This is a genomic window from Amycolatopsis sp. NPDC051716 (genome assembly GCF_040681595.1).
Lineage (GTDB): Bacteria > Actinomycetota > Actinomycetes > Mycobacteriales > Pseudonocardiaceae > Amycolatopsis.
In genome coordinates this window covers 79,759-94,279 of the sequence record NZ_JBFAZA010000018.1, presented here as the reverse complement: position 1 = coordinate 94,279, position 14,521 = coordinate 79,759, and the positions used below count along the sequence as shown (strand labels likewise).

Genomic DNA, 14,521 nt, shown 5'->3' with positions numbered 1-14,521 from the left:
TCAGCGGCGGAGGGGGACGAGGTCGTCGGCGTGGACGACCTCGCGGCGTTGCTCGGCCGGGAGTTCCGGGGTTGAGCGGCCGATCAGGTCCGGGAGTTCCGTCGCGTCGAAGGCGACCACGCCGCGGGCGACCGGGCGGTCCTTGGTGTCCACCAGGTCGACCACGTCGCCTGCCTGGAATTCGCCGTCCACGCCCGTGATGCCCGCGGCCAGGAGGGATCGGCGGCGGCGGACCACCGCCGTCACCGCGCCGTCGTCGAGGCGGAGCTTGCCCGTGGTGTCCGCCGCGTAGCCCAGCCAGAACCTGCGGGCCGACAGGCGCGTGTCCGCCGGGGCGAAGGCGGTTCCCGGGGAAGCGGAAGTCAGCGCCGCCGAGGCTTCCGAAGCCGCCGCCAGCAGCACCGGGATGCCCGCTCCCGCCGCCGTGCGGGCCGCCGCGAGCTTGGAGACCATGCCGCCCGTGCCCAGGCCGGAGCTGGACATGCCGACCGAGATTCCGTCCACATCGGACTCGGAGAGGACCTCCGTCAGCTTGCGGGTCGCGCCGCCGCGGGGGTCACCGTCGTACAGGCCGTCCACATCGGACAGCAGGATCAGCGCGTCGGCGCCGATCAGGTGGGCGACCAGGGCCGCCAGGCGATCGTTGTCGCCGAAGCGGATTTCCTCGGTCGCCACCGTGTCGTTCTCGTTGACGACCGGGACCGCGCCGAGCGCCAGCAGCCGCGAAAACGTCCGCTGCGCGTTGCGGTAGTGCGAACGCCGGACGACGTCGTCGGAGGTGAGCAGCACCTGCCCGACCGTCAGCGAGTACCGCCCGAACGACTCCGCGTACGCGTGCGCCAGCGCCAGCTGCCCGACGCTCGCCGCCGCCTGCTGCGTGGCGAGGTCACGCGGCCGCTTGCCCAGCGAGAGCGGGGCCAGGCCGGCCCCGATCGCGCCCGACGACACCAGCACGATCTGCGTTTCCCGGGCGACGCGCTCGGCGATCGCGTCGACCAGCGCGTCCAGCCGGGCCGCGTCGAGCCCGCTGCCCGCGCTGGTCAGCGCCGACGAGCCGACCTTGACCACCAGCCGCCGCGCGGCAGCGATGGCTTCGCGCGTGCCGCTCACTCCTCGACGTCCAGGTCGTCTTCGAACTCGTCCGAGCCCGCCCGCCGGATCCGACGGGCTTCCTTGCGCTCGGTGGCGCCGATCCGGTCGTTGCGCTCCAGCCGGACGTCGGTGCCACGCCCGGACATGTGCATCGCGACGCTCGGCGTCGACGGCTCCCATTCGAACTGGACGTCGCCGACCGTGACGGGGCTGCCGGGCCGCGCGCCGAGCTTCGCCAGCTGATCCTCGACGCCGAGCCGGTTGAGCCGGTCGGCGAGGTAGCCGACGGCCTCGTCGTTGCCGAAGTCGGTCTGGCGGATCCACCGCTCCGGGCGAGCGCCGCGCACGATGAACGCGCCCTCTTCCTCGGGGTCGACCTCGACGGTGAACCCGGAGTCGTCGACGGCCAGCGGCCGCAGCACGATCGTCTCCGGCTCCAGCACCGGCTCCGCCTCGCGGTTCTGCTCGACGATCGCCGCGAGCGCGAAGGTCAGCTCCCGCAGGCCCTTGCGGGACGCCGTCGAGACGGCGAACACCTTGAGGCCGCGGGCTTCGAAGTCCGGCCGGACGAACTCGGCGAGCTCGGCGGCCTCCGGGACGTCGATCTTGTTGAGCACGACCACCCGCGGCCGCTCTTCGAGCTTGCCGCCGAGGCTCGGCGTGTACTTCGCGAGCTCCGCCTCCAGAGCGTCCACATCGGACACCGGATCGCGGCCCGGCTCCAGCGTCGCGCAGTCGACGACGTGCACCAGCACCGCGCAGCGCTCGATGTGGCGGAGGAAGTCCAGGCCCAGGCCCTTGCCCTCGGACGCACCGGGGATGAGGCCGGGCACGTCGGCCATCGTGAACACCGTGTCGCCGCCGGTGATGACGCCGAGGTTCGGCACCAGCGTGGTGAACGGGTAGTCGGCGATCTTCGGCTTGGCCGCGGACAGCACCGAGATCAGCGACGACTTGCCGGCGGACGGGAACCCCAGCAGGCCGACGTCGGCGACCGACCGCAGCTCCAGCACGAGGTTGCGGGTCTCGCCGGGCTCACCCAGCAGCGCGAACCCGGGCGCCTTGCGGGCCTTCGACGACAGCGCGGCGTTGCCGAGCCCGCCGCGGCCGCCCTGGGCGGCGACGAACGTGGTGCCGGGGCCGATCAGGTCGGCGACCATCTCGCCGTCTTCGGTGAACACGACGGTGCCGGACGGCACCTTCATCACCAGCGTCTCCCCCGCCGCGCCCGCGCGGTTGCTGCCCTGGCCCATCTTGCCGCTGCCGGCCTTGGCGTGCGGGCGGAAGTGGAAGTCGAGCAGGGTGTGCACGTTCGGGTCGACGACCAGCAGGACGTCACCGCCGTTGCCGCCGTTGCCGCCGTCCGGGCCGCCGAGGGGCTTGAACTTCTCGCGGTGCACCGAGGCGCAGCCGTTCCCACCGTCACCTGCGGTCAGGTGGATCACCGCACGGTCCACGAACCGGGACGCCATCACTTGCCTCTTTCACCTGCGGAAGATCGGACACATAAAGAAGCGAGGGGTGGTGCCGGATATTCCGGCCCACCCCTCGCTCAGAGAAAGCTACGTTGAAGCCGAAAATCAGGCTTCGACTGGCACGACGATGTTGACCGTCTTGCGGCCACGCTTCTCGCCGAACTGGACCGCACCGGCGGCCAGGGCGAACAGCGTGTCGTCGCCGCCACGGCCGACGTTGACGCCGGGGTGGAACTTGGTGCCGCGCTGGCGGATCAGGATCTCGCCCGCGTTGACTTCCTGGCCGCCGTAGCGCTTGACGCCGAGGCGCTGGGCGTTCGAGTCACGACCGTTGCGGGAGCTGGACGCACCCTTCTTGTGAGCCATAGCTCAATCCTCTTTCTAAAAACGAAGATCCGGAGAAGCCCTTACAGGGAGATGGCGGTGACCTCGACGCGGGTCAGCTTCTGCCGGTGACCCTGGCGCTTGTGGTAGCCGGTCTTGTTCTTGAACTTGTGGATCCGGATCTTCGGACCCTTGGTCTGCTCGACGACCTTGCCGGTGACCGAGACCTTCGCCAGCGCGTCAGCGTCCGTGGTGACATCGCCACCGTCGACGTACAAAACGGCGGGGAGGATGTGCTCGGTGCCCGGCTCGCCCTCGAGCTTCTCGACCTCGACGACGTCGCCGACGGCCACCTTGTACTGCTTGCCGCCGGTCTTGACGATCGCGTACGCCGACACGGAAGTCTCCTGCATTACTCGACAATGGGTGGGGGCTCCACGCGACCGGCCCACCTGATGGAACGGCGGTCCTGGACTCACGCGGACAACCTGCTCTGGTGGCAGGCCGTACTACAGGTTACGTGGGGTGCCCCGGTGCGTTACCACCGGGGTCCCCCTAGTTGTTCACTTGCTCTGGTCGGAGGCGTGCACCGGCGGCCCCGCCGGCCGCGACGCCGCCCGGCGCGGACGGCGCCGGGTGGAGCGCACGGCCGGTTCGGGCACGCTGACCTCGGGGTCGGCGTGCTCGGTGACCGGCTCTTCCGCCGGTTCCGGAGCCGAGGACCGTTCGACCTCGGGCTCCTCGTCCTGCGGCACCGGCACCTCGTCCGCCGCGGTGGTCACCGGGGTGCCGGCGACCTCCTGGGCGGGCTCGGCGGGCTCGGCGGCCGGCTCGGCCGCCACCGGCGTCTCGTCCGCCTCCGTGGTCGCCGGGACGCCCGCGACCTCCCTGGCCGGCTCCGGGACGGGCCCGTTGCCGTTCAGCGCGCCGTGGTCGTGGTCCTTGGCGGCCTTCGCGGCGTTGGCCACCGCGGCCACCGCCGACGCGATCGACTCGCGCCGCTCCGGCGGCGGAACGGCGTGCACCTCGGCCTTGGCGGCCTCGGCCGCCTCCTTGGCGGCCTCCTCGGCCTTGCCGCGGCCCCGCGACCGGCGGGAGCTCTTCTCCCCGCCGCCGCTGTTGCCACCGCTGTTGCCGCCGTTGCCGTTCCCGCCCTGCGACTGCGGCGAGTTGCCGGCCGTGCGCTGCACCTCGGTCGAGACGAGCACGCCCCGGCCCTTGCAGTGCTCGCACGGCGTCGAGAACGCCTCCAGCAGGCCGGTACCGATCTTCTTGCGGGTCATCTGCACCAGGCCGAGCGAGGTGACCTCGGCGACCTGGTGGCGTGTGCGGTCGCGGCCGAGGCACTCGGTCAGGCGGCGCAGCACCAGCTCGCGGTTGGACTCGAGCACCATGTCGATGAAGTCGATGACGATGATGCCGCCGATGTCCCGCAGCCGGAGCTGGCGGACGATCTCCTCCGCCGACTCCAGGTTGTTGCGGGTCACCGTCTCCTCGAGGTTGCCACCCGAACCGGTGAACTTGCCGGTGTTGACGTCGATCACCGTCATCGCCTCGGTGCGGTCGATGACCAGGTAACCGCCGCTGGGCAGCCAGACCTTCCGGTCGAGCGCCTTGGTGATCTGCTCGTCGATCCGGTGGTCGGCGAACGCGTCGCCGGTGCCGGTGTAGCGCCGGAGGCGCTCGGTGAGCTCCGGGGCGACGTGGCTGACGTAGCCGTTGATCGTCTCCCAGGACCGGTTGCCCTGGATCTCCAGCTTGGTGAAGTCCTCGGTGAAGAGGTCACGCACGACCTTGACCAGCAGGTCCGGCTCTTCGTAGAGCATGGTCGGCGCGCCGCCCTTCTTGCCGGAACCGGCGGCGGCCTTCTCCTTGATGACGTCCCACTGCGCCTTCAGGCGGTCGACGTCGCGGCCCAGCTCCACCTCGCCGATGCCCTCGGAGGCGGTGCGGATGATGACGCCCGCGTCCTCCGGGACGATCCGCTTGAGGATGTCCTTGAGCCGGCGGCGCTCGTTTTCCGGCAGCTTGCGGGAGATGCCGGTGGCGCCGCCCGCGGGCACGTAGACGAGGAAGCGGCCGGGCAGCGAGATCTGCGTGGTCAGCCGGGCGCCCTTGTGCCCGACCGGGTCCTTCGTGACCTGGACCAGCACCGAGTCGCCGGTGGAGAGCGCCTGCTCGATCTTGCGGGCCTTGCCCTCCAGGCCGGCGGCGTCCCAGTCGACCTCGCCGGCGTACAGCACGGCGTTGCGGCCGCGGCCGATGTCGATGAACGCGGCCTCCATGCTCGGCAGCACGTTCTGGACGCGGCCCAGGTAGACGTTGCCGACGATCGAGCCGGAGCCCGACTGCGTCACGAAGTGCTCGACGAGGACGCCGTCCTCCAGCACCGCGATCTGGGTGGAGTCGCCGTGCTCGGCGACGACCATCGTGCGCTCGACCGCCTCGCGGCGGGCGAGGAACTCGGCCTCGGACAGGATCGGGGCGCGGCGGCGGCCCGCCTCACGGCCGTCACGGCGGCGCTGGCGCTTGGCTTCCAGCCGGGTGGACCCGCGGACGCTGCGCACCTCGTCGCGCGCCGGGCGCTCGCGCTCGGCCGCCTCGGCCTTGGCCTGGCGGACGTGGGTGACCGTGTTCGGCGGGTCGTCGGTGCCGGTGGCCTCGGCGTCTTCGCCGTCCGAGCCCTTGCGGCGACGACGGCGGCGGCGACGGCGGGTGCCGCCTTCGCCGTCGTCCGCGTCGCTCTCGGACTCCGAAGACGACTCTGCGTCCTCGGTCTCTTCGGTCTCCGCTTCGGGCTTCTCGTCGGCGTTGCGGCCCTTGCGGCGGGGCTGAGGCTGCTCTTCGACCTGGTCGTCGTCGTTTTCGGCGGTCTCGTCGCCGCCCTCGGCGCCCTTGCCACGGCCACGGCCGCGACGGCCCCGGCGGCGACGGCGGCGGCTGCCGGCGTCGTCGTCTTCGTCGGCACCGACGTCGGCGCCCGGTGTCGTGTCTTCGGTCTCTTCCTCGGCGACCTCGGGTTCGGGGCGCGAGGGCGGCTCCGCGAACGGGTCGGCCGGCTTGCGGGCCGGCTTGGCCGCGCGTTCCGCCGGCTCCGGCGGCAGGAAGACCGGCGACGGCGCGGCGAAGACCGGCAGGTGGGCGCGGGTCTTCTGCCGCGGCCGCGGCTTCTCGGCCTCGGCGGCCGGCACCTCGGCCGCCTGCGGGCGCTCGGCCGCCTGCGGGCGCGTCTCGGCGGGCGGCCGGGCCTCCTGGGGCTCCGGCTCGGCCGGCGTGTCTTCGGTCTCACCGGGCGCGAAGGCCTCGGCCACCTTGAGCGCCACGTCCCTGGTCACGCTCGACTGCGCGCTGCGCACGCTTTCGCCCAGCTCGGTGAGCTTCGCGAGGACGTCCCGGCTGTGCGACTGCAGCAGCTTGGCCAGCGCGTGCACCCGGATCCGGGGCGGCAGGTCGGCCAGCGGGCCGCCCGTGGGTGTGGCGGGATTCCCGCCGGTGTGCTCGGCGGGTGTTTCCGCGTTCGACATATGTCTCCTCCGCCCCCGGGCGCGTCTGCCGGTTCGCACCGGCAGGGACGCGGCCGCGCAGGGGCCCCTTTCTGTTCGTTCCGCCGTGGTGGTCACCAACGGCGGGAATCCTGGCCCGACAACCGGGCGCCGCACCACCGCTTCCGGTGGGACGCAACCCGGTCAAAGGTCTGCTCGGCGGCGTACGCGAGGCATCCGCGGCCCCCGGGCCGCCCGCCACGTCGTCCAGCCGCCCGGTTCGCGGGCGGCGACGCGCGTCGCAGGAGTTCACGCACATCACCGGGCCACAACGCCGCAGGCAGCACCTCTCACATGCGCCCCGCGGCCCAGCGGCCACCCCGAGTATCCCACACCGGGTGACCGCTCCGGTGTACTCGGTACCTCCCGCAGGCATCCGGGCGCGCCGCGGCGCCCCCCACCCGCCCACGCCCGGGGGAACTTCGCCGCAGCGCTTGTCCACCGGGCACCGGGTGGCTACGGTGCGGCTCGGGGTGACCGGGATCTCGCGCGCCGGCACCCGCGGTTCCTGCATCCGGTGGGAGGTCCGGTGTCCCTGCTGGCGCGGCCGCTGCGAGCGGCCGTGTGCACCGTCGTGGTGCTTTCGGGATGCGTCACCGCCGGTCCGGCGGTGGCCGGGGAGGACGGCTGCGCCCACGGCCGGACCCTGCGCTACGTCGTCACCTTCGACCGCGGCACCACCGAGGCCGCGGCCCGTTCGGAGATCGACGGCGCCTGCGGGGCCACCACCGTCTTCTACCCCCAGATCGCCGTCGCGGTCGCCACCTCGGGCGACCCGGGATTCGGCGAGCGGATCGGGCTCGACCGCGCGTTCAGCGCGCAGGCCGAGCGGCTGGCCGCCCAGCGCGTCACCGAGGCCAAGCCGCAGCCCGCGCGGGCCGCGCTGCCCGCGACCGATCCCGCGAAGGTGCCGGCCGCGGACCTGAGCGACCAGCAGTGGGACATGCGGATGATCGGCGCGGACCGGTCGCACGGCGGGCCGGCCGGCTCCCGGGAGGTCGTCGTCGGCGTGCTCGACTCCGGGATCGACCCGGACCACCCGGAGCTGAGCGACGCCGTCGACCGCGACGACTCCGCCGGCTGCCTGACCGGGGCGCCCGACCAGGCGCCGTCGGCGTGGTCGCCGACGACGTCGGTGCACGGCACGCACGTGGCGGGCATCATCGCCGCGGCCGACGACGGGCACGGCGTGACGGGTGTGGCGCCCGGGGTGCGGGTGGCGTCGGTGAAGGTGATCGACGACCGCGGGTACGCCGACCCGGAAGCCGCGGTGTGCGGCCTGATGTGGGCCGCCTCACGGCACATGCGGGTGACGAACAGCAGCTTCTTCGTCAACCCGTGGTCGCTGTCGTGCATCCGCGGCCACGACCGCGGCGTGGTGCACGAGGTGCTGGCCCGGGCGGTCGAGTACAGCACGTCGGCGGGGACGCTGAACGTGGCGGCGGCGACCAACGAGGCGGTCGACCTGACGCCGTCGGCGCGTTCGGGGGCGCGCGGGGCGAGCACCGGGTGCGAGGCCCTGCCGGCCGGGCTGCGGGACGTCGTCGCGGTGTCGGCCGTCGGCGCGGACCGGGTGAAGGCGGGGTACAGCTCGTACGGCCTGGGCGTGATCGACGTCACGGCGCCGGGCGGGGAGCAGGGCGGCTGCGTGGTGTCGGCGGTGCCGGGCGGGTACGCGCCGCTGTGCGGGACGTCGATGGCCGCCCCGCACGTCACCGGGGTGCTCGCGCTGCTGGCGTCCGCCGCGCCGGAGGCCCGGCCGCGGCAGCTGCGCCGGACACTGGAGGCGGCGGCGCTGCCGATGCCGTGCCCGGCCGACTACGACCTGACCGGGGACGGGCTCCAGGACGCCTACTGCGCCGGGTACGAGGGCTACAACGGGTTCTACGGGCACGGGATGGTGCACGTTCCGGCGCCGGCCGCGGAGCCGGACGGCCGGCCCGACCAGGCCCGCTGACCCCGGGGCGTCACGTCAGCAGGAGCTTCGCGATCCGGCGCGTCGAGGCCCAGAGGCCCAAAGCGCCCAGGACCAGCAGGTACGCCAGGTTGATCAGCATGCCGCCCGACAGCAGGCCGGTCGCCAGGCCGCGCATCAGCTCGATCGCGTGGTAGAGCGGGAGGCAGCGGACCACCCACTGCAGCGGCTCCGAGTACACCGACAGCGGGTAGAACGTCGTCGCGAAGAGGAACATCGGGGTCAGGACCAGCTGGATGTAGTCGAACTGGGCCGTCGACCGCAGGAACGTCACCAGGGCCATCCCGATCGCCGAGAACGTCAGGCCCACCAGCAGCGCCGCCGGGACCATCAGCAGCGCCCACCACGACGTCAGCAGGCCCATCGCCGCCGCGATCGCGAGGAACGCCACCGCGTAGATGCCGCCGCGGGTCATCGCCCAGCCGATCTCGCCCAGTGCCACGTCCAGCGGGCCGATCGGGGTCGCCAGCATCGCGTCGTACAGCTTCGCGTAGCGCAGCTTGAAGAACAGGTTGTACGTCGATTCGAACACGGCGCCGTTCATCGCCGACGTCGCCAGCAGGGCCGGCGCCACGAACGCGACGTAGCTCATCGGGTGCCCGTCCGGGCCCGTCACCTCGGTGACCAGCTTGCCGAAGCCCAGCTGGAACGCCAGCAGGTAGAGGAACGGCTCGATCGCGCCGGACACGAACAGCAGCCAGCTCGCACGGGACACCATGACCGAGCGCTCGACGAGCATGCGGGCCCGGCCGGCGTACAGCCCGGGCGGGAGGATGCGCAGCAGCAGCCCGGCGCGGGCCTCGACCGTCGTCACTTCAGACCACCAGCCTCCGGTAGAAGGCCCGGTGCGCGAGCACCCACCCGGCCGCGAACAACGCCGCCAGCACGGCGAGGTGACCGAGCATCGCCCAGCCGCCGACGCCGCCGATGCTCAGGCCGCGGGCCAGCTGCGTGCCGTGCCACAGCGGGGAGAGCCAGGCCAGCCAGCGGATCGCGGCCGGCAGCTGGGCGATCGGGAAGAACGTGCCGGAGAACAACGTCATCGGTATCACGACGAACCGGAAGATCAGCCCGAACCGCTGGCCCTCGTCGAAGGTCCGCGCGGCCAGCGCGGCCATCGGCGCGGTGCAGGCGAGCCCGGTGGCGGTGCCGGCCAGGATCACCAGCAGCACGCCCGGCCCGGTCCAGGCGCCGAAGAACAGCGCGACGAACGCGTAGATCGCGCCCGCCAGCGTCAGGCGCAGGGCCGACCAGATCAGGTGCCCGCCGAACACCTGGCCCGGCGACACCGGGGTGGCCGTGACCGCCAGGTACTCCTTCTGCCACTTGAACCCGGAGAGCACGGGATAGCTGGACTCGCCGAACGCCTGCTGCGCCGCCCCGGCGGCCAGCAGCGCGGGGGCGATGTACTGCAGGTAGGACAGGCCGCCGGTGACCGTGCCGGGCCGCACCTGCGAGCCGAAGCCGAGCCCCATCGCGGCGAGGAACAGCACCGGTTGCAGCCCGGTCGAGTACAAAGTGGACAGCCAGTGGCGGCGGTACCAGGTCCAGCGGCCCTCGACCTGCAGCCAGGCGCCCTGCCACTTGCCGACCACGCGGCCGGTCGATGCGACGGTGGTCATGCCCGCCTCCCCGCGCACGGCTGAAGCCGCGGAAGACAGCCGGGGGTCCGGGGGCTCGCCCCCGGGTGGGGCGCGGGGGCTGCGCCCCCGCAGAACACATCGACGAGGGTCATGGGCGAGCGATTTCCGCGAGCATGGTTCTCCCTCATCCCGAGTCAGTCCACCAAGGTCCGGCCCGTGAGCCGGAGGAAGACGTCCTCCAGCGAACTGCGGCGCACCAGGCTCGACAGCGGCCGCAGCCCGCGGGAATGCGCGTGCTCCAGCGCGTCCTCGCCGTCGTCGCTGTAGAGCAGGACCCGGTCCGGCAGGATCTCCACCCGCTCCGCCAGCCCGTCGACCTGCCGGGCCGCCGCGACCTGCTCCCCCGGCGCGAACCGGAGCTCGACGACCTCGCGCGTGGAATACCGCCGGATCAGCTCGGCCGGCGAGCCCTCCGCCGCGACGCGGCCGTGGTCCATCACCACCAGCCTGTCGCACAGCTGCTCGGCTTCGTCCATGTAGTGCGTCGTGACGATCAGCGTCGTGCCCTGGGCCTTGAGGCGGAACAGCCGATCCCACAGCAGGTGCCTCGCCTGCGGGTCGAGGCCCGTCGTCGGCTCGTCGAGCAGCAGCAGCTCCGGGTCGTTGACCAGCGAGCGGGCGATCGTCAGCCGCCGCTTCATGCCGCCCGACAGCGGGTCGACCTTGTCGCCGGCGCGGTCACCGAGCTGGGCGAACTCCAGCAGCTCGTCGGCCTTGCTCCGCGCCGCCGCCCGCGAAAGGCCGAAGTAGCGGCCGTAGATCAGCAGGTTCTCCCGGACCGTCAGTTCGACGTCCAGGTTGTCCTGCTGCGGCACCACGCCGAGGCGCGCGCGGATCCGCGGCCCGGCGACCTCCGGGTCCAGCCCCAGCACGCGGAGGTCGCCGTCGGTGCGGGGCGACACGCACGCGATCATCCGCATGGTCGACGACTTGCCGGCGCCGTTCGGGCCGAGGAAGCCGAACGCCTCCCCGCGCCGCACCTCGACGTCGATCCCGCGCACCGCTTCGAACTCGCCGAAGCGCTTCACCAGTGCCTTGGCCTGCACCAGTGCCGGTTCCCGGTCCTCCGATTCGTCCACACCCCGCACCATAGGACGCGCCACCGACAAAAACCGAGCGGATTAGCCGCGGACCGTCACGACCAGCGTGGCCGTCACCCCGTTGACCGTCACCGACAGCCGCGCGACCCCCGGCCGCAACGCGGTCAGCACCCCGGACGCGGGATCGAACGCGACGACACCCCGCGAGACCGCCCAGCCGGCGCTCACCGGGTACGACACCGGCACGTCCCGCGTGCCCTGCCGGAGGGAAGCACGGACAACCGCGCGTTCGCCGCGGGCCAGCGAAGACGGCCCCGGCAGCGAAAGCGAGTCCACGTTCGGCCGCGTCTCGAACCGCACCGGCTGCGCCCGGTCGGCCGGGTCCACGCGCAGCAGCGTCCAGCCGACGAACCCGCCGTCGCCGGGCGCGGCCGCGGGCGCCTTGCCCGAGTTGCCGTTGACCAGGTACGGCACGCCGTCGACCCGCGACAGGGAGAACACGCCGGCGTGCGACGCCACGGCGGCGGCCGGTTTGCCGGACGCCTGCTCGAACCCGGTCAGCCACTGGGTCAGCAGGGTCGCTTCCTTCCGGTCGCCGAGCTGGGAGTTCCCGGTCGGGCTCGGGTCCTTGACCGGGTGGTGCATGGCGACGACGACCCCGCGCACGGACCGGTCGGCCGCCGCCGAATCGAGCGCGTCCCGCAGCAGCCGGACCTGGTCGAACCCGCCCGCGCGCAGCGAGCCGCGGGAGGAGTCCAGCAGCACCAGCCGGATGCCGCGGACGTCGACGACCCGGTGCGTGACCCCGAAGGCGGCCTGGAAGTTCGCGAGGCCGTTGCCCGCCTCCGCCTCGTGGTTGCCCGGCACGTAGTACCAGGGCACCTTGCCGTCGAGCTCGTCGGTGATCACCTGCCGAGCCAGCGCGAAGTCGGGCGCGGTGCCGCGGTCGACGAAGTCGCCGTTGATCAGCACTAGCTCCGGTTTCGCCGCGACGGCTTCGCGCAGCGCCCGCCGGGCCTGGGCGACCAGCGGCCCCGCCGGGTCGTCCGCGGTGAATTGGGCGTCGCTGACCACCGCGACGCGCAGACCGCCGGTCAGGACGCCGTCGGTGACCAGCGCCGGGTCGTGCGGGGCCGGATCGGCGGGCACGGCGGTCGTCGGCGCCACCTCGAACGTCAGGTCGTCGAACCCCAGCCGGCCCTCGTACTGCTGGTCGGGCACGTTCTCGACGGCGTAGAAGCGCGCCAGGCGCTGTCCCGCGGGCAGCCCGGCCGGGATCGCGGCCGTGACGTACCGCCAGCCCGTCCAGTCCACGCTCAGCGAAAGGTCCACTATGGACGCCACATTCGCGGCGTCGCGCAGTTCCGCCCGCAGCCACGCGCCCTTGGCGTCGCCGTTCACCCACAGGCCGAGCTTCTGCGTGCCGTCGGGAACCGGGAGCGGCGTGGACGGCGTCACGTAGGCCGCGCGCGTCGCGGTCGTGCCGGTCAGCCGGTAGTCCAGCGCCAGCCCGGCGCCGCCGTCGTGGCCGGGTGCCGCGGAGAGCGCCGCACCGACGACCGCCGGGAACACGGTGGCCGTCCAGCCCGCCGGACCGTCCAACGGCGACGCCACCCGCGCCACGGTGCCGACCGACGCGGCCAGGTGCGTGGTCAGGCCGGCCGCCGAAGCGGTGATCGCCGAAGCGCCGGACGAGGTCAGCGCGGTCACCGCGTAGCCGTCACCGGACGGCTCGACCCGCACGACCGAGTGGTCGTAGTCGAGCTTGACGTCGTCGGGCTCGAGCCAGGTGCCGTAGCCGTCGGCGTCGTAGCCGTAGACCTTGAAGGTGCTTCGCGCGCCCGCGGCCGAAAGCGCGACCTGCTCGGTGCTCGTGCCGAGCCGGACCGGCTTGCCCAGCACCGAAAGCGCCACCTTCCCGGCCGCCCGGCCGGAGCGCGCGACGACGTCGACGGCACCCGCGCCGTGCCCGGTGACGACCCCGCGCGTCACGGTGGCCCGCCGGAGGTCCGACGTGCTCCAGCGCGGGTCGGCGGCCACCGCGGCGCCGGTTTCGTCATGGCCGTCGGCGACCAGGTGCCGGGTCAGGCCGGACAGCACGCGATTCGCGTCGGTCGTCGCGACGGCCGGCGCCGGAGCGAAGCCGGCGAGCTTGCCGCTGCCGGGCACGGTGGAGAAGCCGATCCCGTTGGGCACCAGGCGTTCCCCGCCGTCGGACGGCGCGTTCCGGACGCTCGGCGCGGCTTCGCCCTCGTTGCGCGCGAGCAGCGTCGACGACCCGCCGCCGTCGAGGTTGAGGGCGTCGTCGGCGCCGAGGCTCTTCATGTGCCGCGCCAGTTCGAGCTCGGTCATCCCGCGGCTGTCGGCCTGCCGCCCGTCCACGGTGGCCAGCCACAGCTTCCGGCCGTCGGCGGAGAAGCCGACCGCCGTCCGCGGGTGCATGGCGACGTCGTCGACCGGCTGCACGACGCCGTCGCGGAGCAGGACTTCGTTGCCGCCCACCGCGACCGCGATCTTCCCGGCGTCCGAGCGCGGCGCGTAGGTGACGCCGACCGCGTCACCCGGCCGCAGCGCGGCGAGCGCGTCCGCCCCGGCTTCGCGGGCCAGCAGCACGGTCGTCCCCGCCGCGATCGGGCCGTCGGCGGGCGCGGTGCGCACCTGCGTGACGACGCCGTCGCGCACCTCGACCTCCCGCACCCGCGCGGCGCCCGCGACCGACGTCCGACGGCCCGAAGCGCCCCACAACGGCGTGTAGACGCCGATCGTGTCCGCCCCGAGGACCGGGCTGTTGAAGTTGGTCGCCGGCACCGTGCCCCCGGGCAGTGTCACGGTGGCTTCGAGGAAGATCGACGCGAGCTGCGCCTTGCCCGCGTCGGTGATCGACGCGGTCAGGTTGTGCCCGGCGGCGGGGGCGGTCTGCAGCTGCCCGCGGTCGATGCCGACGCCGATCGGCGCGCCGGTGGCGTTGATGTCGAAGAAGTCGCCGTTGACGCCGGCCACCGCGCCCGCCCGCGCGACCTGCTGCGACAGCGGTGTGCGCGCGGAAACCGTCCCCGGGCTCAGGTACGTCGGCTTGAGCACCTTGCTGCCCAGGTCGACGGTCAGGGTGTCGCCGCGGATCCAGCCGGCCGGGTCGAACCGGTCGAACTGGGTGAGGTTCAGGCCGGGCGCGACCTCGGTGGTCGCGCTGCCGGTGACGAGCCCGTCGTCGGGGTTCGCGGCGGCGAAGGCGGCCGGGCCCTGGTGGTCCGACGACGCGGCCGGCGCGGCCTCGACCGGTGGCGTGCCGAGCGGTGCGGCGAGGGGGTCGGCGTGGGCCGGAACGACGAACGCCGTCGCGAACAGGGCGACGAGCGGCAGCGCTGCGCGTGACTTCTTCACCAGGTACCCCAGTATCGAGTGAGAGTGAGCCGGACCAGCACAGCGCAGC

The 14,521-nt window shown here is 73.3% G+C and carries 10 protein-coding genes; 1 reads left to right on the top strand and 9 read right to left on the bottom strand.

Annotated elements, in window-relative coordinates:
* From proB to AB0M30_RS24915, 5 genes are all read right to left on the bottom strand, one after another.
* The gene (gene proB, locus AB0M30_RS24935; protein WP_364587814.1) at positions 1–1,110 is read right to left on the bottom strand and encodes a glutamate 5-kinase; all 1,110 of its coding nucleotides are present in this window, start codon (positions 1,108–1,110) and stop codon (positions 1–3) included.
* Positions 1,107–2,564, bottom strand: a complete 1,458-nt coding sequence (gene obgE / locus AB0M30_RS24930) for a GTPase ObgE (RefSeq protein WP_364587811.1) — start codon at positions 2,562–2,564, stop codon at positions 1,107–1,109. The genes proB and obgE overlap by 4 nt, the downstream gene beginning before the upstream one ends.
* A 108-nt stretch (positions 2,565–2,672) precedes the next feature.
* Positions 2,673–2,933: a 50S ribosomal protein L27 gene (rpmA, locus tag AB0M30_RS24925; RefSeq protein WP_103343431.1), complete on the bottom strand. Its 261-nt coding sequence runs from the start codon at positions 2,931–2,933 to the stop codon at positions 2,673–2,675.
* Positions 2,934–2,974: 41 nt separating this feature from the next.
* Positions 2,975–3,289, bottom strand: coding sequence for a 50S ribosomal protein L21 (gene rplU / locus AB0M30_RS24920; RefSeq protein WP_003067132.1), 315 nt, complete (start codon positions 3,287–3,289; stop codon positions 2,975–2,977).
* A gap of 165 nt (positions 3,290–3,454) precedes the next feature.
* Positions 3,455–6,415 carry a translation initiation factor IF-2 N-terminal domain-containing protein gene (locus tag AB0M30_RS24915; RefSeq protein ID WP_364587808.1) on the bottom strand — a complete coding sequence of 987 codons (2,961 nt, stop codon included), beginning with the start codon at positions 6,413–6,415 and terminating at the stop codon, positions 3,455–3,457.
* A 547-nt stretch (positions 6,416–6,962) separates the two neighbouring features.
* On the opposite strand from AB0M30_RS24915, the gene AB0M30_RS24910 reads away from it, so the two are divergent.
* The gene (locus AB0M30_RS24910; RefSeq protein ID WP_364587805.1) at positions 6,963–8,390 is read left to right on the top strand and encodes a S8 family serine peptidase; all 1,428 of its coding nucleotides are present in this window, start codon (positions 6,963–6,965) and stop codon (positions 8,388–8,390) included.
* Between the two features lie 10 nt (positions 8,391–8,400).
* Here AB0M30_RS24910 and AB0M30_RS24905 read toward each other — a convergent pair whose 3' ends face one another.
* The 4 genes from AB0M30_RS24905 to AB0M30_RS24890 all read right to left on the bottom strand — a co-directional run bounded on the left by AB0M30_RS24905 (position 8,401) and on the right by AB0M30_RS24890 (position 14,472).
* Positions 8,401–9,222 carry an ABC transporter permease gene (locus AB0M30_RS24905; RefSeq protein WP_364587802.1) on the bottom strand — a complete coding sequence of 274 codons (822 nt, stop codon included), beginning with the start codon at positions 9,220–9,222 and terminating at the stop codon, positions 8,401–8,403.
* A gap of 1 nt (position 9,223) precedes the next feature.
* Positions 9,224–10,030 carry an ABC transporter permease gene (locus tag AB0M30_RS24900; RefSeq protein WP_364587799.1) on the bottom strand — a complete coding sequence of 269 codons (807 nt, stop codon included), beginning with the start codon at positions 10,028–10,030 and terminating at the stop codon, positions 9,224–9,226.
* A gap of 155 nt (positions 10,031–10,185) precedes the next feature.
* Positions 10,186–11,142 carry an ABC transporter ATP-binding protein gene (locus AB0M30_RS24895; RefSeq protein WP_364588060.1) on the bottom strand — a complete coding sequence of 319 codons (957 nt, stop codon included), beginning with the start codon at positions 11,140–11,142 and terminating at the stop codon, positions 10,186–10,188.
* Between the two features lie 30 nt (positions 11,143–11,172).
* Positions 11,173–14,472 carry a phosphodiester glycosidase family protein gene (locus tag AB0M30_RS24890; protein WP_364587796.1) on the bottom strand — a complete coding sequence of 1,100 codons (3,300 nt, stop codon included), beginning with the start codon at positions 14,470–14,472 and terminating at the stop codon, positions 11,173–11,175.
* Positions 14,473–14,521: the final 49 nt, after the last annotated feature.

Bases quoted from the DNA above. Each gene is read 5' to 3' on its own strand.
- obgE (WP_364587811.1), bottom strand. From the start codon at position 2,564: ATGGCGTCCCGGTTCGTGGACCGTGCGGTGATCCACCTGACCGCAGGT.
- rpmA (WP_103343431.1), bottom strand. From the start codon at position 2,933: ATGGCTCACAAGAAGGGTGCGTCCAGCTCCCGCAACGGTCGTGACTCG.
- AB0M30_RS24915 (WP_364587808.1), bottom strand. From the start codon at position 6,415: ATGTCGAACGCGGAAACACCCGCCGAGCACACCGGCGGGAATCCCGCC.
- AB0M30_RS24900 (WP_364587799.1), bottom strand. From the start codon at position 10,030: ATGACCACCGTCGCATCGACCGGCCGCGTGGTCGGCAAGTGGCAGGGC.
- AB0M30_RS24895 (WP_364588060.1), bottom strand. From the start codon at position 11,142: ATGGTGCGGGGTGTGGACGAATCGGAGGACCGGGAACCGGCACTGGTG.